Source organism: Companilactobacillus sp. HBUAS59699 (genome assembly GCF_036913575.1).
GTDB lineage: Bacteria > Bacillota > Bacilli > Lactobacillales > Lactobacillaceae > Companilactobacillus.
On sequence record NZ_JAYKTV010000003.1, the window covers coordinates 1 to 20,197 of the forward strand.

The following is a 20,197-nucleotide window of genomic DNA, read 5'->3' on the forward strand; positions in this document are numbered from 1 at the left end:
ACCTGTTCCCATGCCGAACACAGAAGTTAAGCTTCTTCACGCCGAAAGTAGTTGGTGGGAAACTACCCGCGAGGATAGGAAGCTGCCACGCAATTCGTTGGAGGACTGTTAATTCAGTCCTCCTTTTTTTTGTCGTCTATTAATCTATTTCTATTTTCTATACGAACTTTATATGGAACTTTTTTGTCCAAACGTGTTACCATTGGCGTATTGATTCTAATAAACAAACCTATGAGGTGAGACGATTGCGTCAAGAAAGATATCAACGATATCATAAAAAGTCACACAAAAAAACTATTTGGATAACGTTAATTACGGTATTAGTTCTAATAATCTTAGGCATAATCTTTTTCTTCCCTTTAAACAATACTATTAGAAATATTAGTGGTGGAAATGATACTGCTTCTGATAATATGGTCAAAAATGAATTGATCAAAAAAGTTGATTCAACTAAAAATGGTGATCTGGCCCATGATAAACGGGTCGATAAGGCTGCAGCTACTTTGAAAAAAACTAAGATGGCTGATATTATTGCGGCAGCGAATGATCAGAAGAAAGCCGCTACTATGTTGCAACAGAATTCTTCTTTAACAACGTCTCAGGCGAATGCAGCAGCTAAAAAGATCTTCTCTGATAGTAAATATGATGGTTTGCGACAAGCAGTGAATAGTGGTAATTGGTATTCAGCCTATAAGCAATATAAGACGCTATCCAATAATGGATCACTGACAGAATTAAGAAATAGTATTAGCACAAAGTAAAAGATTGCTACTCTCTAATGAGAATAGCAATCTTTTTATTTAAATGATGAATGTATTAGCTTTTGGATTGATCATGCCACGATCATAACGACCAGTTATCATGTAAGGCATTGTTTCCTTGGCATCGACATCAGCTAACTTGATAGTGTTGTGCATGACTGATGTGTCGATGTGTACCCAAGCTGCACCTAATGGCTTCAAAACTGCTAGTTCTCCAAATGGATCATCATCAGTTGAACCCAATTTGATGTCTAACTTACCAGCTTCAAAGCTGTCGGTTACGGTCGTGCTTTGAGTAGCAACGAGTTTAACATTTGAGAAGACGTTACTTCCATCTTCTACTTGATCCATGTCCCAAGTATAGAACATGCTAGCTGTTTCGGCTTGTGAGTTTAGAACTGATTGTGGATCAAATACTTGATGGCCTAATTTTTCATCATTGTATTCGCCCTTTTCCCAATGAAGATCTAATAGGGTCTCACCGTGACGAACTACTTTAGCAGTTGCGGAATTGTCATTTCTTCTGATTTGAACACTGTCGGCGATTTTCTTAGGAATACCAGCACCTTCACGTCCAGCGATTACAGCTGCTTCAGCGCCTGGTCCATCCAGCATCAAGGTGAACGGATAGGCACCGATCATTTTGTCGTTGAAGTTCGCTAGTACATAGAGAACTGCTTCCATATATGTAGGTCCAAAACTAGGTTTTCCCATTTGAACTACATAGCCGCAGACTACTGGAGCAACTAGTTTTAATGGTTTTGGTAATAATTTTTTCAAAACCTTTTCGGGTGCTGCATATGAGAATAAGAGTCCTTCTTGATCATCCATTCGTGGTAATGTTAAAAAATTCTTTACGTCATCATCTGATACTAAGAAGCTTGCCATATTTTTGACCTCCTACATTAATCCATCCATAACATGTACGTCTGGTTTGTCTCCGTTTACGATTCTCTTTACACGATCACCGATCATAGTATTGAATACTGGGTGAGTCAGGATATAGAATTCGTCATCTTCTAATGCTTGGAAGACGGTCGTAGCAATCGAATCGATCGGCATACCGTTCTTAATAACAAATTCAGCAATTTTTTGGCCACCTTTGAAGGTATCACTTGTGTAATATGGATCGGTTGTGTCAGTGTATTGAGCTGGTCTGTGTTTTTCAGTGTGATATAAGTCAGTTTGCACGAATCCTGGGCACATGACGTGCATTTCAATATCAGCATTCATTCTTTGTAGATCATAAGCTGTTGCTTCTGTCATACCGACACTAGCAAACTTACTTGCATGATACGCAGGCATTCCTGGTGTATCGATCAATCCAGCAATTGAAGCAACGTTTAAAATTGCACAGTGTGTTTTTTGTTTGAGCATGATAGGAATGATGCGTTGCATTGCATAGACTTGACTCATCAGATTGACATGCATGATCCACTCCCAATCACGGCTAGGAAGTTCCCAGACTCTTCCTGGCAAAGCAATTCCGGCATCATTGATCAGTAGGTCGATTTGATTAAATCTCTTCATAGCTTGTTTAACAGCTTTGTCGATATCTTCTTCTTTGGTTACGTCGGCAGGAATCATTTCCACTTGAGCACCCATGTCGGCGACTTCTTTATAGACACGTTTGAGTGCGGGTTCATCGATATCTAATAGGACTAGTTTCATGCCACGGCGTGCGCCTTCTTTGGCAATTTCAGTACCAAATCCATGAGCGGCACCTGTTAGAAACATTACTTTATCTTTGAAATCCTTCATTATTACTTCTCCTTCCTAGCACATTTCTGGTTCGAAAACATAAGCTTTAGTATAGCCATCTTTCATTGCATCGGCTATTTGTCCACTTGCACTTGCGTCACCGATCAACTTGGCTTGGTCGAAGACAGCTACGAATGGATCGGTGTCAGTTGTATCTGGAGTAACTCCTAATGCTAGTACGACTGTATCAGCAGGGATTCCCATCATACCGTGGTCGATACTATCCATGACTTTGATACCGGTATCTCCAGCTCCGATCATTTGTTTGTTAACTAAGATAGTTGGATTCAATTTCTTGAGACGTGTCATTTCATCCATTAATAGAGTTGGATTCATACCTGGTCCAACGGCTTTTTGTTTTTCAACGATCGTTACTTCATGTCCTTCTTCAAGGAGTTTTTCAGAAGTTTCTAGTCCAGTCATACCTGAACCGACAACAACGACTTTACCGCTGACTTTGGCTTTGCCCGCTAGATAGTCTTCGGCAGTAACAACATTCTTGCCGTCCATACCTGGAAGCATTGGAATAATTGGTTTAGCACCTGATGCTAAGAAGACACCGACAGGATTTAGAGCTTTGATACCAGCAACTGTAGCTTCTTCATTGAGGTGTAACTCGATATTTTCTCTCTTGTTGACTTGGTTAATGATATGATCTCTGAATAATTCGATCTTGTCTTTTAATGGAGGAACGATAGCAAGATTCAATGTTCCGCCAAGATGTTCATGTTTATCGAATAATTCAACCTTGAAGCCACGGTCTGCCAATGTCTTAGCAGCTTCCATACCGCCAGGTCCACCACCGATGACAACGACTGTTTGTCCGTTACCATCTTTTGGCAATGCTGAAAATTCTCTTTCACGGCCAGCTCTAGGGTTAACAGCACAAATGGCATGTTTGCCTTCGCTCAGGGCTTGGAAGCAGAGTAAGCAACCGATACAAGTTGTGATTTGATCTGATTGTCCGGTACGTGCTTTGTATGTCCAAGCAGGATCTGCCAAACTGGCACGAGCGATACCGATGAAGTCAGATGCATCTTCTTCTAGTAATTGTTCAGCGAATTCTGGTGTCTTGATGTTATCAACGGCAATAACAGGGACTTTGACGTTTTTCTTGATAGTAGTTGAAAGATTCTTCTTCCAGCCTTGTGGATATGAACCTGGTTCAATGATCGTTGGTGCACTTTCATAGATACCACTGGAAACATTAATTGCGTCAGCACCGTAACTCTCTAGTGTCTTAGCAACTTTGACGGAATCATCGATCTTCATACCGCCGTCAACGAATTCGTCAGCTGAGATACGAACACTGATAGGGAAATCTTGGCCACACATGAATTTGATTCCAGAAATTATTTCTTGCACGATTCTGAGACGGTTGTGGAAGCTGCCGCCGTAACGATCAGTTCTGTGATTTGAATATGGAGAAATAAATTGATTTAGTAGGTAGCCGTGTGCACAGTGTAGTTCAACACCGTCGATACCGCCGGCTTTGGCGATCACAGCACCCTTGATGAATTTTTTGACCATTGCTGTGACTTCATCAGTGGTCATCTCACGAGGTACTTGTTTAACAAATTTGTCAGCAATAGCGGATGCAGAAATCATCTTCTTACCACCGATCAGACTTTCGTTAGTCTCACGGCCGGGATGATGCAGTTGGACGAAAATCTTACAATCGTATTTGTGGACTGAGTCAGCTAATCTTTGTAGCTGAGGGATGACCTTTGGATCTGTGACTGATAATTGTTTGTAGGTAGCAACACCAGTTTCATCGTCAACACGTGTTACTTCTGTGATGATCAAACCAACACCGCCACGTGCACGTTCTTCGTAGTGACGGATGATATCATCACTTGCCTCACCATTTAATTCGGCTAATGATACGCCCATGGCTGGGAAAACAACACGGTTCTTTAATTCTAGTTTTCCAATATGACCATTTGTGAACATTTTCTTAAATTGGGTCATTTAAAGTGCCTCCTTATCGTAGAAACGTTTTCATTACCGTCTTTACAATAAACTAGGGCGTTGCTATGATAAAGATACTTAGTGAATATAATTGAATTGGTTTAGTTGTGCATCTTGCACAAAGTACTTGATATTATTGGCTTGTAAGTAGACTATTTATTTAGAATATTAAATTGGTAAATTTGATCAACTCAAGAAAGTGTGAAAAAAATGCAATTTAGTGAACTTATTAACAATTTGTCGCAATATTTTGTAATTGGTCACATCAATGTTGCTGGTGAAACTGACATCAAAAGAATTCAAATTAAGCCACAAAAGATCCAACAAAAAAATCCTGATATTCTTTACATAGGTAAGGATGAAAAAAATGGACCGTTGGAATTATTGAATTTTAACGATAATTCAAAAAATTCAGCGGTAGTTTTGTGTCCCTGCCAAGTTAATCAAGTTGATAATGTCTTGAGTAATGAACCGCTGATTCAAGTCTTCAATCAAGCTAATACGATTTTGGAACAAGTTCAAAATCAAAATAATGCGATTACTAATTTGGCAATGGAAGCTGTGACCGATGATCCGAAGACTAGCATCAATCGAGTCGCTGAAATGTTACATAATACTTTGATGATCATCGATCCGCGTTATCAAGTGTTGCTGTACTCTGATCTGTATGGTTTTCCGGATCCATTGTGGAGCAAGATCTTGAAACAGGGGTATTGCGATTATGACTTCATTACTGCCGTCAAGGAGATTGTCCGTACTGAGTCGGATTATAAGCAGGCTGTCTATGATGTTCCTTGTCCGAAGTCCCCGTATCATCGGCAGGTTACTAATTTATATAATAAGAATAATCTGGTTGGCTTCTTGGTCATGTTTGACGATCAATCACCTTTTGATGATCAATCGAAAGACTTGTTGCCAAAGGTAGGGAAGGTCCTAACTAGTCAAATCATTCGTAATCATTTGAGTGCACCAACAGAATCTAATCGTGATAGGTTGTTGAACGTATTGTTGACTGAACAGCAATCTATCAATGTAGAGAATATGTTTGCTAGTCAGCAAGTTGAACTACCTGATGCGATGGTTCTATTAGCGTGTGAGCCACTGACTCAACAGTCTTTGACTGGCATTCAACAACAATTAAAACACGGCTTGAATGCCTATTTCCCACGTGTTTTATCGACTATTTATCAACATCACTGTTTGGCGTTATTACCGATCTCACTCAGTGACTACCATAGTGAGAAATTTAAAAATCTCTTATTGGAAGTGTCTCAAAGAGCACACTGTAATATTTTTGTGTCTAATTTTTATACCAAACCGACTGACACTAAGGCTGCCTATACCGTCTGCAAGCGCACGATCAAGCTTAGTCAAGCCGCTGATCCAGTGACATTTTGTGAAGATCAGTATTTTGAATTGATGCTAGCAAGAATCAATCATGATGCTATTTTGCCATTTTTCGTCAATCCTGCTTTGCAAGAGTTGGAAAAATACGATCATGAAAACGAAACTGAGTTGGTGCCAACATTATTGAATTATTTGCAGTGCGACGGTAATTTATCCCAGACAGCTAGTGATCTATTCATTCACCGTAACACGCTGCACAATCGAATTGAACGGATGGAAGAATTGACTGGCTTAGATTTGCGGGATGCTAATACGAGATTCAAGTTGTATTGTAGTTTTCGTTTGAAAAATTATATTAGTTGAATTGATATAACTTATGATTATATATTTCGATAAATAATAAGTATTATATATGTCTTCATTTTTGTATTACGATAATCTTTGTTTATGACGGTGGGAAAATCCTAAAAGGCTGCACCTGTATCAAACGACGACAAAAACATAAAGTAAAGATACAAAAAGTCTTGCCTTGAAGTCAGCTTTAAGGTGTTAAATGATAATTGTGATACAAATGGAGGTACGTAGATGACTAATTATGAAAACAAATTATTTACAGGTGAACGTTCATTGTTTGGTGAACATAACGCTGTAATTTCTAATACAACTTTTGGTGAAGGAGAATCTCCACTTAAAGAGAGTCGCAATATTGAAATTGATAATACGATCTTTAAGTGGAAGTATCCACTTTGGTACAGTAAGCATATCGATGTGGACCATTCGATTTTTGAGACGATGTCTCGTTCAGGTATTTGGTATACTGACGACATCAAGATAACTAATAGTGCTTTACAAGCTCCTAAGTTATTCCGTCGAGGCAAGGATATTGAATTAACTAACGTTCATTTTTCTGATGCTGAAGAAACTCTTTGGAGTTGTCAAAATATCAAATTAGATCATGTTCAGGCTACTGGTGATTACTTTGGTATGAACAGTGAAAATATTCGAGTTGATGATTCTAGTTTTATCGGTAATTATATTTTTGATGGTGCCAAAAATGTAGAAGTACATAATTCTACTTTTGTATCAAAAGATGCTTTTTGGAATTGTGAGAATGTTACGGTTTATAATTCAACTATCAACGGTGAATATTTGGGCTGGAATACTAAGAATCTAACTTTGATCAATTGTACGATTGAAAGTGACCAAGGTCTTTGTTACGTTGATCATTTGGTTATGAAAAATTGTAAGTTATTGGAAACTGATTTGGCATTTGAGTATTGTTCAGATATTGATGCTGAAATCACTTCAAGTATTGTTAGTGTTAAGAATCCAATCAATGGTAAGATTTCTGCAGAGTCAATTGGCGAGATTATTTTTGATGATGATGAGATTGATGCTGATAAGACTGATATTAGTGTTGCTGAACATGTTGATAGTAAGTAATACTGCCGATTCCGTCTCCGTTAAAAAGCGCAAAATCCGCACTGGGACCGGCTCAAGCCAAGGTCTTGACCCTCAATTCTGAACTTTGCGTTTTTTATCTCCGACTAGTTGTTGTTATATATTGGGTATTTGGAGATAATATGCCGCTTCCGGTCAGTAGTAATTCCATCTGTGGTGGGACCGATTTGAGCCACAAAGCGGTCTCAAATCTTGCTTTCTTGCTTTGCTAAAAACGCAAATCAAGAAAGACATCCAGTGCTGTAAATGTGGAAAATCACCACATTAACACCACTTTTGCCACGGATTCCATTACTGCTGACCTCCAGCTAGTTTTATTAATTACATATAAAAATTGGTATACTTTTTAAATAGCTATATTTTGGGATTCTGAGATATAGTTATTTTTTTATTCTAAAATTTAGGTACAAAAAAATCTCTTTGTAATTTATCAAATGAATTTATATTTATTCATTTAATAATTACAAAGAGATTATTACTATTAGAATTACTAACGGTAGCTAAGAGATATTAATCAGTAAGCAAAAATCAGCTGGCAGAGGTCAACAATGGAATCCGCTGTGCACGTGTACTAAGCGATTTATCGCTTAGTACACTGGACGACTTGGTGGAAGACTACAGGCTTCCAAGCGAGGTCGAAGATGAAGACGGAGACCGGTCCCGCGTCAAATGGAATTGTTGACCTCTGACAGCGGCATCCAACCACAAAGGCTACTTCAGAGAATATTCAACAGCCAATTCAGCGATAAAGGCACTGAAATCTACATCATCATTCATTGGTGGAACTAGTTTGTATTTGTTGCCACCGCTGGCTTTGAAGGTTTGATAATTCCTGATGCCATCTTCCTCAAGAGTCTCTAGGCAATCTGCTACAAATGATGGGGTAACTATTAAGACGTTCTTTTTTCCTTCAGCAACTAATTTAGGGAGTGTCTCTTTGAGGTATGGTTGCAGCCACGGCATGGGGCCGAATCTTGATTGATAAACGGTCATGATCTGATCCTCAGGAATATTCAATTTGGCTGATGTGGCAGCAGTTGTGGTAATGCATTCTGCTTGATAGGGATCGCCATGTTTGACCATTGATTGTGGGATGCCGTGATAACTGAAGATCAATTGGTCATAGTCAGCTCTGTCCCATTCTTCTTGAATTTTCCTTGCCAAAATATTGATGTATTCAGGTTCATTGAAGAATTTTTTGATGATCGTGATAGGAACATTGGCGGATTTGGCCTTAGCGATAATAGTATCGTGGGTACTCTTAGTGTATTGCGGAAATAGTGGTAACACGATGGTATTCTCGCAACCATCAGTGTGCATTTGTTGTAATGTGTCAACGATGTCAGGTTTGCCATAGGTCATTGCAGTTTTTACTTGCCAGTCAGGCAGTAATCGCTGAACTTCTTTTTGAATCTTGTCAGTGTAATAGATTTGTGGTGAACCTGTTTCCGTCCAAATGTGTTGATATAACCCAGCTGAATACTTGGAACGAAATGGTAGGATCATGCCGTGTAGAATCGGCTTCCAGAGTAATTTTGGCATTTCGACGACATTTTGATCACCTAGAAAGTCGTGCAAAAATGGTTTGACGGCTTCCGGTGTGGGAGCTGTGGGTGATCCTAGATTAACTAGTAAAAGTCCTTTAGTCATAGTCTTGTAATCCTTTCCAAAAATGTTATTAAAGCTATCATAGCATAATATTTTTAATAAGTTCTTGACAATAAGTGAACGACCGTTTAGTATAGTGACATGCGAAAGATAGATGAAACAAAGAGAAAATTAGTAGTGCAAGCAGTCTTTGATGTTACATGTGAAGAAGGTATAACTAACTTGTCGATCGGCAAAATTGCTAAAAAAGCCGGCGTCAGTAAAGCAACCGTTTATGTGTACTTTGATAATAAGACTGATATGCTAGGTAAGATTTATTTGGATATCAAGCGGAGAATGGACGATGGGCTGTTTGAACAGATCAATACCTCAGATTCTTATCCAAAACGAGTGCGGATGGCTTTAGGACATTTTGCAAAATTCTTTATATCACATCCAATCGAGTCAGATTTCATGCGATCAATTCAAGCAAATCCTAATCTAGTTGATCCAGAAATACTAAAAACTTCTGAGACGATAGCGAAACCGGTAATGGATCTGTTTAATGAAGGTATTGAGAAACATCTCTGGGTCAGCAACGATCCAGTTATCTTGTTTGCTATTCTATTATCGCCGTTGATCCAAATTATTGAATACTATTATAATAAGAATCAGCCAGTACCGGATGATACACTGACAGAATTATTAGATCTTTTAGTTAAGAATAACTTAGTCGATTAAGTTCGACTTTTTATTTAAATTTTAACTAAACGATTGTTCTTTAAACAAAAAACGAAAGAAGAGATCAATATGACAAAAGTAGCGATTATTACAGGAATTTCATCAGGAATGGGACATGCCGCAGCACTTTACTTCCATGAACATGGATTTGAAGTTTATGGTGGAGCACGTCGTGTAGAGAAATTAGAAGATTTAAAGAACGCTGGTATCCATACACAAAAGTTGGATGTGACGGATAAATTATCATTGCGTGAATTAGTTGATAGAACTGTTAAGGAACAAGGAAAGATCGATGTTTTGGTCAACAACGCTGGTTATGGTGAATATGGTCCATTGGAAGAAATTCCAGTGGAAAATGCACAGAAGCAATTCGACGTAAATCTATTCGGTATCGATCGAATCACCCAATTAGTATTACCAGTGATGCGTCGTCAAGGTCATGGTCGTATCGTTAATATTTCATCGATCGGTGGGGATGTTTATTCACCACTTGGCGGTTGGTATTATGCAACCAAGGCAGGACTTGACATGTGGAGTGATGTTTTGGATGAAGAAGTTCGTCAGTTTGGAATTCGTTCAGTGGTAGTTCAACCGGGCGGTACTAAATCAGAGTGGAGTCATGTAGCGATTGATAATGCTAGAAAGAACCTAGCAGAAAATTCACCATATGAACCATTGGTTGGCAAAATCGATAATATGATGTCGAGTGTATTATTTAGCGCAACGTCTGACAATTTGGCAGAAGTATTTTATAAAGCCGCAACTGATATCCATCCAAAGCGCCGTTACTTCAATGCTTGGACTGATCACGCAATGGTTATGTTTGCTAGAACCATGCCCGGCGCTTATAAGTTTGCCGTTAATAAGATGATGAAGTATCTCTAGTTCCAAACCGTCCGCAATTGAATCTTGTTTAAATATGTTACACTAGTCGAAGAAATAAAAAGCATAGGTGAGGGTCTTTGGAAGAAGCAATTAAGATTTTAAGAGATAACCACTATAAGGTGACTAAGCAACGAATGGATCTGATCGAGTTCTTAAGTGATTATACAAATAAATATATTCAGATCAGTGATGTTGATGAATATATGAAGTCGATCTATCCGGGAATCAGTAATAATACTGTTTATCGCAATTTAAAAGAGTTTTCGGATATTGGGTTAGTTGAATATCAAGAGAAGAATAAGACGATGATCAAGTTCCAATGTGACTTCGATCAGATGCATCATCATCATTTTATTTGTTCTAATTGCGGCAAAGTAATCGAGTTGAAAGCTTGCCCATTAAGCTTCTTTACTGATCAGTTACCGGGATGCACCGTGGAGTCTCACGCAATTGAGATTTATGGACTTTGTCCAGAGTGTGCAGCTAAAAAATAAAGCAATAAAAAATCCAATCGATTGATTGGATTTTTTTGTTATAAGAATACGTATATACATATGTATAGCTATTTGTCTGGAATAATGTATAATATCTATTACAATAGTGATGGAGGTAATTACATTATGAGTAAAAAGGTGATTTTAAGAAAATCAGGAAATAGTATGATTTTCACGGTACCATCAGACCTAAAGGATAGCTTAGGTAAAGAATTTACGGTTACCAAAAGGAGTGATGGTAGTGTTTTGTATACTCCTGTGAAGCATCATAATGTTTTTGATAGTTCAGAATTCAAAAATCATGACTTTCAAGCAGATTTACACAATGATCCGGAACTATCAGAATTGAAACCAGTTGGCAAGGAGAAATTGGATGATTAATTTTCCAGTAAAAGGCGATGTAATCGTATTGAACGCTGAACCACATTCAGGAAAAGAATTTGGTGGTCATAATGAGTCTTCTGGAAATGTTAGAAGGCATATGATTGTGATGAGTTCTGATGCGTATAATCGAGCCACGGGTATGGTATTAGCTATGCCAATTACGACTTCTGAAAGACATAGGAATCAACCGGGATATTATCCAATCCTAATCATTGGTGGAAATAGCAACGGAGTGAAAGGTTTTGTTGCATTATGGCAATTACAAAATTTTGATTTCAAATCTCGTAATGGGAAAATTGTGAATAAAATAACTTCAAAACAGTATGATGATTTATTACCATACGTTAAAGATATGTTAGATATTAATTGAATTATTTATTAATCAGTATATTTCAAACCAACTTCAATAAAATATTGAAAAATCCGATTCTTAGTAATTTTACCGACGACCTGAGTAGGGTCGTCTTTTTTTGTGACTGGAAGTGAGTCAACTTGATGTTTGTAGAGTAATTTTCCGACATTGATTATCGACATGTCAGCATTAACAGTTACTAGATTAGGCATACGAGTCATAACCATCGAGGCAATCATTGAATCAGCATCGGCGTTATTGACGGTCACGGCTAGTAAGTCTTTTCGTGAGATCAAACCTAGTAGTTTGTTGTCATTATCCGTGACATATAATGACCCGACATCATTAATGAAGAGCTTGTTGACACATTCTGGCAAAGTTGTATTAGGTTGCACGAAGATTGGTTGGATCAGGATATGGGCGATTGATTCTCCATACAATTCTTCGAAGTCCAAACTGGACTTGGGTAATTGTGAGAATTCATATCCGACTTTAGGACGTGATTTTAAAATCTCCGTTGCAGTCAGTAAACGTAAGTCCCCACGGATCGTAGGCACACTTAGTTGTAGTTTTTCAGCAATCTGTTCACTTGTCATTGGACTTGTTTGTCTGGTCATATCGATAATTTGTTTTTGGCGGTCAGTTAAGTACATGATATCTCCCTAGAATATATGTTGTTATATTAATTATAATATCACGTAGTATTTTTTGGAAGCCTAATTATTAGATAATGCTGCCTGTGCTGCCGCAATTCTTGCTACGGGGATTCTAAATGGTGAGCAAGAAACGTAAGAAATACCGATTTTTTCGAAGAATTGGATCGACTTAGGATCGCCACCGACTTCACCACAGACACCGATTGGCAATTCGGCATTAGTTCCGCGACCACGGTTGACTGCCATGCGCATTAGTTCTCCAACACCTTCAGTATCAACAGTTTGGAAAGGATCGTTAGGAAGAATGCCTTGGGCAATGTACTCAGGCATGAATGACCCGACATCATCACGTGAGTAACCGAAGGTCAATTGTGTTAAGTCGTTGGTACCGAAGCTGAAGAAATCAGAAACTTCGGCAATCTTATCAGCAGTGACACAGGCACGAGGCATTTCCATCATATTACCGATCTGGTATTCAAGAGTGGTGTCATTAGCGATGAGGATTTTTTGAATAGTTTCTTCAACAACATCACGGACCCATTTCATTTCGGATCTTGAATTAGTCAAAGGAATCATTATGTGTGGTTTGATGTCGTATCCTTCTTGATTCAAGCGAATAGCGGCGTTGGTGATAGCTGTGACTTGCATTTGATAAATATCAGGATAGGTTACGGCTAGACGATCACCACGATGGCCAAGCATTGGATTGAGTTCTTTGAGTGAGTCGATACGGCTCTTTAAGGCGTCGACTGTGGTATTGATTTCTTTGGCTACTAATTTAATTTCTTTTTCATCGTGTGGCAAGAATTCGTGTAATGGTGGATCAAGCAATCTGACGGTAACTGATTTGCCAGCAGATAGTTTGTAGATTTGATAGAAGTCATTTTCTTGTAGGGCGAGAATCTTGGCCAATGGATCTTTACGACCTTGTGCGTCTTTGGCTAAGATCAAGCGGCGCATTTGAAGAAGACGTTCAGGTTTGAAGAACATGTGCTCTGTTCTAGTTAAGCCAATCCCGTCAGCGTCAAATTCCAAAGCACGCTGGAAGTCGGCTGGTGTGTCAGCGTTGGTGTAGACACCCAAGTGACTGATCTCTTTGGCCCATTCTAGTAGAGTTGCTAGATCATCATTGATGTTGGCGTCAGTTGTTTCTAATTGTCCGAGGTAGAGATTGCCATTAGTTCCATCGACTGAGACCCAGTCACCTTCATGGATTACAGTTTCATCAACTGTGGCGGTCTTGTTAGGATAGCTAACTTGCAAAGCGTGAGCACCAACGACCCCGGTTGAACCCATGCCACGAGCTACAACGGCTGCATGAGAAGTCATACCACCACGCGAAGTGACGATAGCTTCGCTGACGACCATTCCTTCAATGTCTTCAGGAGAAGTATCTTGTCTCAATAAGACGACTTTTTGATGCTTTTCATCGTGAGCTTTTTTAGCTGAAGCGGCGGTGAAATAGACTTGGCCACTGGCAGCACCTGGTGAAGCTGGTAATCCAGTCGCTAGAATGTGTTGACGTTCCAACGCCTTGTGAGCAAATTCGGAGTGCAACATAGCTGAGATCGATTCCGGTTTGATACGTTTGATGGCTGTCTCTTTATCGATCAAGCCTTCATTAACTAAGTCAACGGCCACTTTAACAGCTGCAGCTGGTGTTCTTTTGCCAGCGCGAGCTTGTAATAAGTAGAGTTTGCCATGCTCAATGGTGAATTCTAGATCTTGCATATCACGATAATGAGTTTCTAATTTTTCGGCAATTTTGGCGAATTGATTGTATATTTCAGGCATCGATTCACGCAGAGTTGAGATCGGTGCAGGGGTACGGACGCCGGAGACCACATCTTCACCTTGGGCATTCAATAAATATTCACCGAAGAGATTTTTTTCACCAGTAGCGGGATTACGAGTGAAGGCTACACCAGTACCTGAATCTTCACCGGAATTGCCAAAGACCATCGTTTGTACGTTGACAGCTGTTCCGAGTGTTTCAGGGATGTTGTTTTGTCGACGATAAACACGAGCACGATTGTTATCCCAGGAAGCGAAGACTGAATCTACAGCAGCGAGCAATTGATCTTTAGGATTTTGTGGGAAAACTTTGTTGGCATTATTTTGATAGATCTCTTTGAAGCGAGTCACGATGTTCTTTAAGTCGGTAGTTGTTAATTCTAAGTCGGATTGATAATTATGGGCTTGTTTAGTTTCAGTCAGCACATTGTCAAAGGTCCCTTCATCGATACCGTAGACGACGTTACCAAACATTGCCAGTAAGCGACGATAACTGTCATAGGCAAATCGCTCGTTGCCGGTGATATTTGCTAGAGCGATGACTGACTTGTCGTTCAAACCGATATTCAAAATAGTGTCCATCATTCCAGGCATTGAAATAGCTGCACCAGAACGAACAGATATAAGTAGTGGATTTGATTCATCATTGAATTTTTTTCCAGTTGAAGCACTCAATCTGTCTAAGGCGTGGTCGATCTCTAACATCAGAGCTTCACTTAATTGATGACTGTTCTGTTGATAAGCGTGGCAAGCTTCAGTAGTGATCGTGAAACCATGAGGTACAGGAAGATTCAAACGAGTCATTTCAGCTAAATTAGCACCTTTACCTCCTAAGAGATCGCGCATATCTTTGTTACCTTCGGAAAAGAAATAAATTTGTTTCATAATATATATAACTCCTTAATTATTAATATGACGTACTAAATAATAATTAGAATATATATGATGTCTTAAATAATTGCAAGCGGTTTCTAAAATTTCACCTATACCAATTAAAAAAGCCTAGCGTTAATCGCTAGGCTTTCGTACGTTTGAGCTGATTTAAGATTTTTTTAGCACGACGTTGAGTTTTTTTATTTTTAGAATTAAGACGTCGTATTGCACTAGACCGATCAAGCTTTTCTGCCATTATTTGTCCTCTTTTTCTAATATTTTATTTAATTGCTGATATTGCGACAACATCCATTCTTTGTAGTTCTTATGAGCCGGTAAGGTCTCCGTTACTTTGAGAATTGGAAGATTGTGTTCCTTCGCTAAGGCAATCATGTTGTCGACAGTCTTACTGTCGGACTGTGAATTATACACTAAAAAGGCAATTTTACCTTCGATTATGCCTCGGCGCATGTTCTTAACAACAGTAGGTGAGGGGTCAGTTCCATTTTCGACCGCTTTTTCAAAATCCTTGTTACCAACGGTAAAACCCATAGCCTTAATAGAATAGTCAAAGACCGGTTCACTGACATAGACCTCTTTATTAGTTGTTGTTTTAGCCTTATTCGTTAATTCAGTCAGTTCTTTTTGGACCGGCTTTAATGAGGCAATGTATTTTTTGGCATTTGCTTTGAAGTACTTCTTGTTGGCTGGTTGTTGCTTACTTAATTCTTGAGCTACCTTGTTAGCCAGTGCCGGCATCGTCTTTGGATCATACCAGAGGTGGGGATTAGCACCAGTTTTTTTGTCGAAAATATTTTTACCTACTTTGATGAAAATACTGTCTTGTTTCTTATCTAACTTGTTCATCCATGAATCGTACCCCAAGCCATTGGCGATAGTCAGATCAGCGTTACTGACATCTTTGGCAATGGCAGTTGTGGGTTCGTAGTCGTGGGGATCAACGCCCGGTCGATCGATAATCGATTCAACCGAACCTTTATTGCCGACAACAGCTTTGGCAACCTCACCATAGAAGTCGGTTGTAGCAACGATTTTGAGCTTATTTGATTTTGAAGCTGAATCAGTAGAGTTTCCACAAGCAGTCAGAACGATACCGAAAAAAGCAATCCCTAGAGTTAGTATTAGAGCTTTGAATCTCTTAAAATGCATCGATAATTCTCCCTTAAATAGTAATTATTACTAATTAAGAATATACGAATCAGAATTAAATGTAAATAGTAATTATTATCATTTACAAATAACTAATTATAAATTAAATATAAGAAATTCATATTTTAACCTTAGTGAATCATCAAGACCCTGGTCTAATAGGGATGCTATAACTTATATATGCTTTAAACGAAACGAGAAATACAGAAAAGATACAGAGGTGAGCTCTTGGCCGAAAAGAAAAAGAAACGCTATTTACATGAAGTCGACTTGATGCGAGTTATTTTTATCGGTGGAGTATTACTCAACCATACGACGACCGCCTTTAAGTCCAGCATGGCAGATAGTTCGTTCAGTAAGTTGTTTTTGGAAGCGACACATTTGTCGCTGCATTTCACCCGTATGGGTTTTATGTTTATGACCGGCTTAGTGCTAGTCCTCAATTACTACAATCGTGATAACCACTGGTTCAGATTTTGGAAGAAACGTTATACCAGCGTTGGAATCCCTTATCTAAGTTGGAATGCCATTATCATGTTGTTCGCCACCGTTTTTGCCGGCGGCACGATAATTTGGAGTGATTATTGGAATCATCTACTCGATGCCTGGTTGCACGGTAATGAATATTACATGTACTACATCGTCGTAACCTTCCAGTTGTACTTGATCTTTCCACTTATCATTAAAATGTTTAAGAAATTTGAAAATCATCATCTGACTATCTTAGGAATCAGCGCCATTTTACAATTAGTGATCACCTTCGGTATCAAGTACTGGTTACCGGGTGTTGATCGCAGCGGATGGCCATACTTGCTAAGTGCTTACGGATTGAATGTCTTCACTTATCAATTTTATTTCATAGCCGGAGCCTTCGTAGCGATTCACTATGACGCCGTTGATGCGTTCATCGAAAAATATCATAAGGCTATTGGCTACACAACAGCTGCCTTAGCACTAGGAACAGTTGGACTGTTTTACTTCGATCAGAAAGTTCTCAAGCTCAGTATGAGTGGAACTTTATCAATCCACCAGCCATTTATTTTTATTTATGATGTTGCCATGATTGCCTTTGTCTTCTGGATCGGACGTCAATACGCACATGCCAGAGGTAATGGCCTACCAAATTGGCTCGATAGAATAATCAAGAATCTTTCCAAAGTGTCATTTGGATTGTACTTAGTACAAAGCTTACCAGTCTTGACACTGTACGGAATTCTGTCATTATTCAGTGTTCCATCATGGGTAATGCTAGTGATGTTGCCAGTTGGATATGCTTTCGTTTTAGGCGGAGCCTTCTTGATCTCCTGGTTCTGCTACAAAGTACCACCGTTTGGAATTCTCATTGGAAGACCTCAAAAACTCAAAAGGAGTACATTAAATGTCAAAAATAACCAATCAATTAAACCAGCAATTGAAAAACAATCGTGAAAATAATCTTATTAAAGATGAAACTCGTAACTTGTGGTTCACAGGATCAGAAATAAAAGAGGACGTCGAAACAGTTAAAAATGACCTGATCGATTTGAAAGTCGGTCACGGTGATGTCGTTCTAGTATGTATGGAGAATAATGGAGTTTATCCCATCGTTGTTCAAGCAATCTGGGAAGTGGGAGCAGTTGTACACCCGATTTCAGATACGACACCGGCAGCTGAATTACAACAGGAATTGAATGAACATCCCTATGCGGCGATGATCGTAAAGAACGACTTGATCGATGCTGCCAGTTATAATCGCTCTGTCACAATTATCGATGAAGTAAATCTAGCAACGGCACTGCATCTAACGATTATTCGTGACCAAAATGTCTTGGGTCACATTGATCAAGTACCGATGGAAGATGATCTAGCGTTGATCATGAATACGTCAGGAACGACCGGTAAGCCTAAGGGTGTTGGTATCACACATAAATTGTTGAAGAATGCTGTTGATCATGATATCGAAAGTCACAAGATGACTGCAGCTGATACAACGATGATCGTTATGCCCATGTTTCACATCAACGCTCAGGCAGTGTCGTTATTATCGACCAGATTGTCGGGTGGGAAGGTAGTTATTGCACAGAAGTTCAGTGCTTCGAGATTCTGGAATCAAATTCGAGATAATGGTGTGACTTGGGTGTCAGTGGTACCAACGATCGTTAATATCTTGTTGCTGAACGAAAAGGCTAATCAAGCTTACAGCGATGATATTAGATTACGATTTGTTCGCTGCTCGTCATTTTCATTGCCATTAGACAAGTTGACAGCATTTCAAAATCGATTTCACACCATAATCTTGGAAGGGTATGGGATGACTGAGACTGCCAGTCAGTGTACGCTCAATCCCTTCGATGCACCCAAGGTTGGTTCAGCTGGTAAACCATTTAAGACTGAATTGGCAATTTTGATCGATGGAAAATTCCAAGCTGAAGCAGATCAAGTTGGTGAGATCGCAGTTCGTGGAGATCACGTTATCAGTGATTATCTAGAGCCACATCCGGATTCGTTTAGGGATGGATGGTTCTTGACCGGAGACTTGGGTTATCTGGATCGTGATGGTTACTTATTCGTCAAAGGACGTAAAAAAGACATCATCAGTCGTGGCGGCGAAAAAGTCGCACCGGCACATGTTGAGAATTCCCTGAGTCAGCTGGATTGTGTCAAAGAAGTAGCAGTGATTGGAACACCTGATGAATTGTACGGTGAAGCTGTGACAGCAGTTGTCATTGGACAAGATATTCAGAATCAGAATATTGCTCGAAAGGCCATATTAGAACACGCCAAAAAAACCTTGGCAGTCTTCGAACGACCAACCAAGGTAGTTTTTGTAAGAGATTATCCTCGTAATCCTACTGGAAAAGTCTTACGAGTTAAATTACGTGACCAAATCTTAGAAGAAGCGAAAGGTATCGGTGCTTAATGAAAAAGAATAAAAGACGTTTAAAGAAAATACTGATCAGTGTTGTATTGATATTTTGGGCTTGTATCGCCTTTTATGGCTTCAAGCAAACTGATGCCGGAGCTAGTACCTCAGGCTTGACCACCGTTACGATTGGATATCAAAAGGGTGATCCCTTCGATATCGCAAAGCAACGTGGTGAATTCGCCAAGAAAATGAAAGCCAAAGGTTATAAAGTCGTCTGGAAAGAGTTCTCTGATGGCAGTTCCTTAATGCAAGCTCTTAATTCCGGTTCAGTTGACTACGCCAGAACCGGTGATACACCACCTGTTTCTGCACAAGCAGCTGGAACTAAGCTGACCTATGTTGCTGCCGGATATTCCAAAGCTAAAGGATCCGCAATTCTCGTTAATAAGAGCTCAAGTATTTCGTCAGTGGCTGACCTGAAAGGTAAAAAAGTCGCTTATACCAAAGGAACCAGTTCACAGTATATGTTGCTGAAAGCCTTGAAGAAGGCCGGACTTAGTGCCGATGACGTAACTTGGGTCAATATGGATCAATCAGCTGCTAGTGTTGCCTTTTCAAAAGGCAAAGTAGATGCATGGGCAACCTGGGATCCATATACCTCTCAAGCCGAGATCAATCAAAATGCTAAAGTGCTGATCAACGGATCTGGAATCACCAATAATCGAGATTACATTCTATCGACAACTAGCTTTGCGAAGAATAACAAGACGATTACTAAGTACTTGATCGAATACCTGCAGGATGATATGACCTGGGCTAATAATAATCATAGCGAGTTGATCTCCATGATGAGTAAGTCGCTGGGAGTTTCCAAGTCAGTCGTTAAGAAAATGGTTGAACGCCGGACTTATGGTATATCAGCGATGAGTAGTAAATATGTTAAAGAGCAACAGGAGATTGCTGACTTATTCTACTCGGAAGGATTTATTGAGAAGAAGATCGATGTTAGTGATGATGTTGATTTGAGTAGTGAATAGTGAATTTTTTGGTCGATCCGTTGGATCGGCCTTTTTTGGATGAAAAAAGTCGATGTCAATTAGTTTTGACATCGACTT

General features: G+C 39.3%; 19 protein-coding genes and 1 rRNA gene. 12 read left to right on the top strand and 8 right to left on the bottom strand.

Annotated features, from left to right (window positions below):
• Positions 1 to 91, top strand: a 5S ribosomal RNA gene (gene rrf, locus U8519_RS06545); the annotation flags it as partial.
• Positions 92 to 245: 154 nt separating this feature from the next.
• Complete coding sequence (locus U8519_RS06550) at positions 246 to 761, top strand: hypothetical protein (protein WP_334329519.1); 516 nt, start codon at positions 246 to 248, stop codon at positions 759 to 761.
• 39 nt (positions 762 to 800) lie between these two features.
• Here the strand turns inward: U8519_RS06550 and U8519_RS06555 are convergent, their stop codons facing one another.
• From U8519_RS06555 to U8519_RS06565, 3 genes are read right to left on the bottom strand one after another with little or no spacing between them, the layout of a single operon-like run.
• Positions 801 to 1,649, bottom strand: a complete 849-nt coding sequence (locus U8519_RS06555; protein ID WP_334329520.1) for an acetoacetate decarboxylase family protein — start codon at positions 1,647 to 1,649, stop codon at positions 801 to 803.
• A gap of 12 nt (positions 1,650 to 1,661) precedes the next feature.
• The gene (locus U8519_RS06560; RefSeq protein WP_334329521.1) at positions 1,662 to 2,522 is read right to left on the bottom strand and encodes an SDR family NAD(P)-dependent oxidoreductase; all 861 of its coding nucleotides are present in this window, start codon (positions 2,520 to 2,522) and stop codon (positions 1,662 to 1,664) included.
• A gap of 15 nt (positions 2,523 to 2,537) precedes the next feature.
• On the bottom strand, positions 2,538 to 4,493 hold the full coding sequence (locus U8519_RS06565; protein ID WP_334329522.1) for an oxidoreductase: 1,956 nt from the start codon (positions 4,491 to 4,493) through the stop codon (positions 2,538 to 2,540).
• Positions 4,494 to 4,703: 210 nt separating this feature from the next.
• Here U8519_RS06565 and U8519_RS06570 point away from each other — a divergent pair, with 210 nt between their 5' ends.
• Positions 4,704 to 6,203, top strand: a complete 1,500-nt coding sequence (locus U8519_RS06570; RefSeq protein WP_334329523.1) for a PucR family transcriptional regulator — start codon at positions 4,704 to 4,706, stop codon at positions 6,201 to 6,203.
• Positions 6,204 to 6,425: 222 nt separating this feature from the next.
• Positions 6,426 to 7,283 (top strand): DUF3737 family protein, encoded by an 858-nt coding sequence (locus tag U8519_RS06575; RefSeq protein WP_334329524.1) that lies wholly within the window; start codon positions 6,426 to 6,428, stop codon positions 7,281 to 7,283.
• Between the two features lie 729 nt (positions 7,284 to 8,012).
• Here the strand turns inward: U8519_RS06575 and hemH are convergent.
• Positions 8,013 to 8,951, bottom strand: coding sequence for a ferrochelatase (hemH, locus tag U8519_RS06580; RefSeq protein ID WP_334329525.1), 939 nt, complete (start codon positions 8,949 to 8,951; stop codon positions 8,013 to 8,015).
• 99 nt (positions 8,952 to 9,050) lie between these two features.
• Between hemH and U8519_RS06585 the strand changes: the two genes are divergently transcribed.
• From U8519_RS06585 to U8519_RS06605, 5 genes are all read left to right on the top strand, one after another.
• Positions 9,051 to 9,629: a TetR/AcrR family transcriptional regulator gene (locus tag U8519_RS06585; protein WP_334329526.1), complete on the top strand. Its 579-nt coding sequence runs from the start codon at positions 9,051 to 9,053 to the stop codon at positions 9,627 to 9,629.
• 69 nt (positions 9,630 to 9,698) lie between these two features.
• Positions 9,699 to 10,514, top strand: coding sequence for an SDR family NAD(P)-dependent oxidoreductase (locus U8519_RS06590; protein WP_334329527.1), 816 nt, complete (start codon positions 9,699 to 9,701; stop codon positions 10,512 to 10,514).
• Between the two features lie 77 nt (positions 10,515 to 10,591).
• Positions 10,592 to 11,008, top strand: coding sequence for a Fur family transcriptional regulator (locus tag U8519_RS06595; protein WP_334329528.1), 417 nt, complete (start codon positions 10,592 to 10,594; stop codon positions 11,006 to 11,008).
• 126 nt (positions 11,009 to 11,134) lie between these two features.
• On the top strand, positions 11,135 to 11,389 hold the full coding sequence (locus U8519_RS06600; RefSeq protein WP_334329529.1) for a hypothetical protein: 255 nt from the start codon (positions 11,135 to 11,137) through the stop codon (positions 11,387 to 11,389).
• Positions 11,385 to 11,762, top strand: coding sequence for a type II toxin-antitoxin system PemK/MazF family toxin (locus U8519_RS06605; RefSeq protein WP_442892139.1), 378 nt, complete (start codon positions 11,385 to 11,387; stop codon positions 11,760 to 11,762). Before U8519_RS06600 ends, U8519_RS06605 begins: the two co-directional genes overlap by 5 nt.
• A gap of 8 nt (positions 11,763 to 11,770) precedes the next feature.
• On the opposite strand, the gene U8519_RS06610 is transcribed toward U8519_RS06605, so the two are convergent.
• From U8519_RS06610 to U8519_RS06625, 4 genes are all read right to left on the bottom strand, one after another.
• Positions 11,771 to 12,397, bottom strand: coding sequence for a CBS domain-containing protein (locus U8519_RS06610; protein WP_334329531.1), 627 nt, complete (start codon positions 12,395 to 12,397; stop codon positions 11,771 to 11,773).
• Between the two features lie 63 nt (positions 12,398 to 12,460).
• Complete coding sequence (gene ppdK / locus U8519_RS06615) at positions 12,461 to 15,079, bottom strand: pyruvate, phosphate dikinase (RefSeq protein ID WP_334329532.1); 2,619 nt, start codon at positions 15,077 to 15,079, stop codon at positions 12,461 to 12,463.
• A 130-nt stretch (positions 15,080 to 15,209) separates the two neighbouring features.
• Positions 15,210 to 15,323, bottom strand: a complete 114-nt coding sequence (locus tag U8519_RS06620; RefSeq protein WP_334329533.1) for a putative metal homeostasis protein — start codon at positions 15,321 to 15,323, stop codon at positions 15,210 to 15,212.
• Positions 15,323 to 16,237, bottom strand: coding sequence for a metal ABC transporter solute-binding protein, Zn/Mn family (locus U8519_RS06625; RefSeq protein WP_334329534.1), 915 nt, complete (start codon positions 16,235 to 16,237; stop codon positions 15,323 to 15,325). Before U8519_RS06625 ends, U8519_RS06620 begins: the two co-directional genes overlap by 1 nt.
• Positions 16,238 to 16,465: 228 nt before the next feature.
• On the opposite strand from U8519_RS06625, the gene U8519_RS06630 reads away from it, so the two are divergent.
• The 3 genes from U8519_RS06630 to U8519_RS06640 are packed head-to-tail and all read left to right on the top strand — an operon-like array spanning position 16,466 to position 20,119.
• On the top strand, positions 16,466 to 17,665 hold the full coding sequence (locus U8519_RS06630) for an acyltransferase (protein ID WP_334329535.1): 1,200 nt from the start codon (positions 16,466 to 16,468) through the stop codon (positions 17,663 to 17,665).
• Positions 17,616 to 19,136 carry an AMP-binding protein gene (locus U8519_RS06635; RefSeq protein ID WP_334329536.1) on the top strand — a complete coding sequence of 507 codons (1,521 nt, stop codon included), beginning with the start codon at positions 17,616 to 17,618 and terminating at the stop codon, positions 19,134 to 19,136. Before U8519_RS06630 ends, U8519_RS06635 begins: the two co-directional genes overlap by 50 nt.
• Positions 19,136 to 20,119 carry an aliphatic sulfonate ABC transporter substrate-binding protein gene (locus tag U8519_RS06640; protein ID WP_334329537.1) on the top strand — a complete coding sequence of 328 codons (984 nt, stop codon included), beginning with the start codon at positions 19,136 to 19,138 and terminating at the stop codon, positions 20,117 to 20,119. Before U8519_RS06635 ends, U8519_RS06640 begins: the two co-directional genes overlap by 1 nt.
• Positions 20,120 to 20,197 lie beyond the last annotated feature (78 nt).

Coding starts and splice junctions, on each gene's coding strand:
- U8519_RS06590 (WP_334329527.1), top strand. CDS start 9,699: ATGACAAAAGTAGCGATTATTACAGGAATTTCATCAGGAATGGGACAT.
- U8519_RS06620 (WP_334329533.1), bottom strand. CDS start 15,323: ATGGCAGAAAAGCTTGATCGGTCTAGTGCAATACGACGTCTTAATTCT.
- U8519_RS06610 (WP_334329531.1), bottom strand. CDS start 12,397: ATGTACTTAACTGACCGCCAAAAACAAATTATCGATATGACCAGACAA.
- U8519_RS06555 (WP_334329520.1), bottom strand. CDS start 1,649: ATGGCAAGCTTCTTAGTATCAGATGATGACGTAAAGAATTTTTTAACA.
- U8519_RS06585 (WP_334329526.1), top strand. CDS start 9,051: ATGCGAAAGATAGATGAAACAAAGAGAAAATTAGTAGTGCAAGCAGTC.
- U8519_RS06575 (WP_334329524.1), top strand. CDS start 6,426: ATGACTAATTATGAAAACAAATTATTTACAGGTGAACGTTCATTGTTT.
- U8519_RS06635 (WP_334329536.1), top strand. CDS start 17,616: ATGTCAAAAATAACCAATCAATTAAACCAGCAATTGAAAAACAATCGT.
- U8519_RS06565 (WP_334329522.1), bottom strand. CDS start 4,493: ATGACCCAATTTAAGAAAATGTTCACAAATGGTCATATTGGAAAACTA.
- U8519_RS06600 (WP_334329529.1), top strand. CDS start 11,135: ATGAGTAAAAAGGTGATTTTAAGAAAATCAGGAAATAGTATGATTTTC.
- ppdK (WP_334329532.1), bottom strand. CDS start 15,079: ATGAAACAAATTTATTTCTTTTCCGAAGGTAACAAAGATATGCGCGAT.
- U8519_RS06560 (WP_334329521.1), bottom strand. CDS start 2,522: ATGAAGGATTTCAAAGATAAAGTAATGTTTCTAACAGGTGCCGCTCAT.
- hemH (WP_334329525.1), bottom strand. CDS start 8,951: ATGACTAAAGGACTTTTACTAGTTAATCTAGGATCACCCACAGCTCCC.
- U8519_RS06570 (WP_334329523.1), top strand. CDS start 4,704: ATGCAATTTAGTGAACTTATTAACAATTTGTCGCAATATTTTGTAATT.
- U8519_RS06640 (WP_334329537.1), top strand. CDS start 19,136: ATGAAAAAGAATAAAAGACGTTTAAAGAAAATACTGATCAGTGTTGTA.
- U8519_RS06625 (WP_334329534.1), bottom strand. CDS start 16,237: ATGCATTTTAAGAGATTCAAAGCTCTAATACTAACTCTAGGGATTGCT.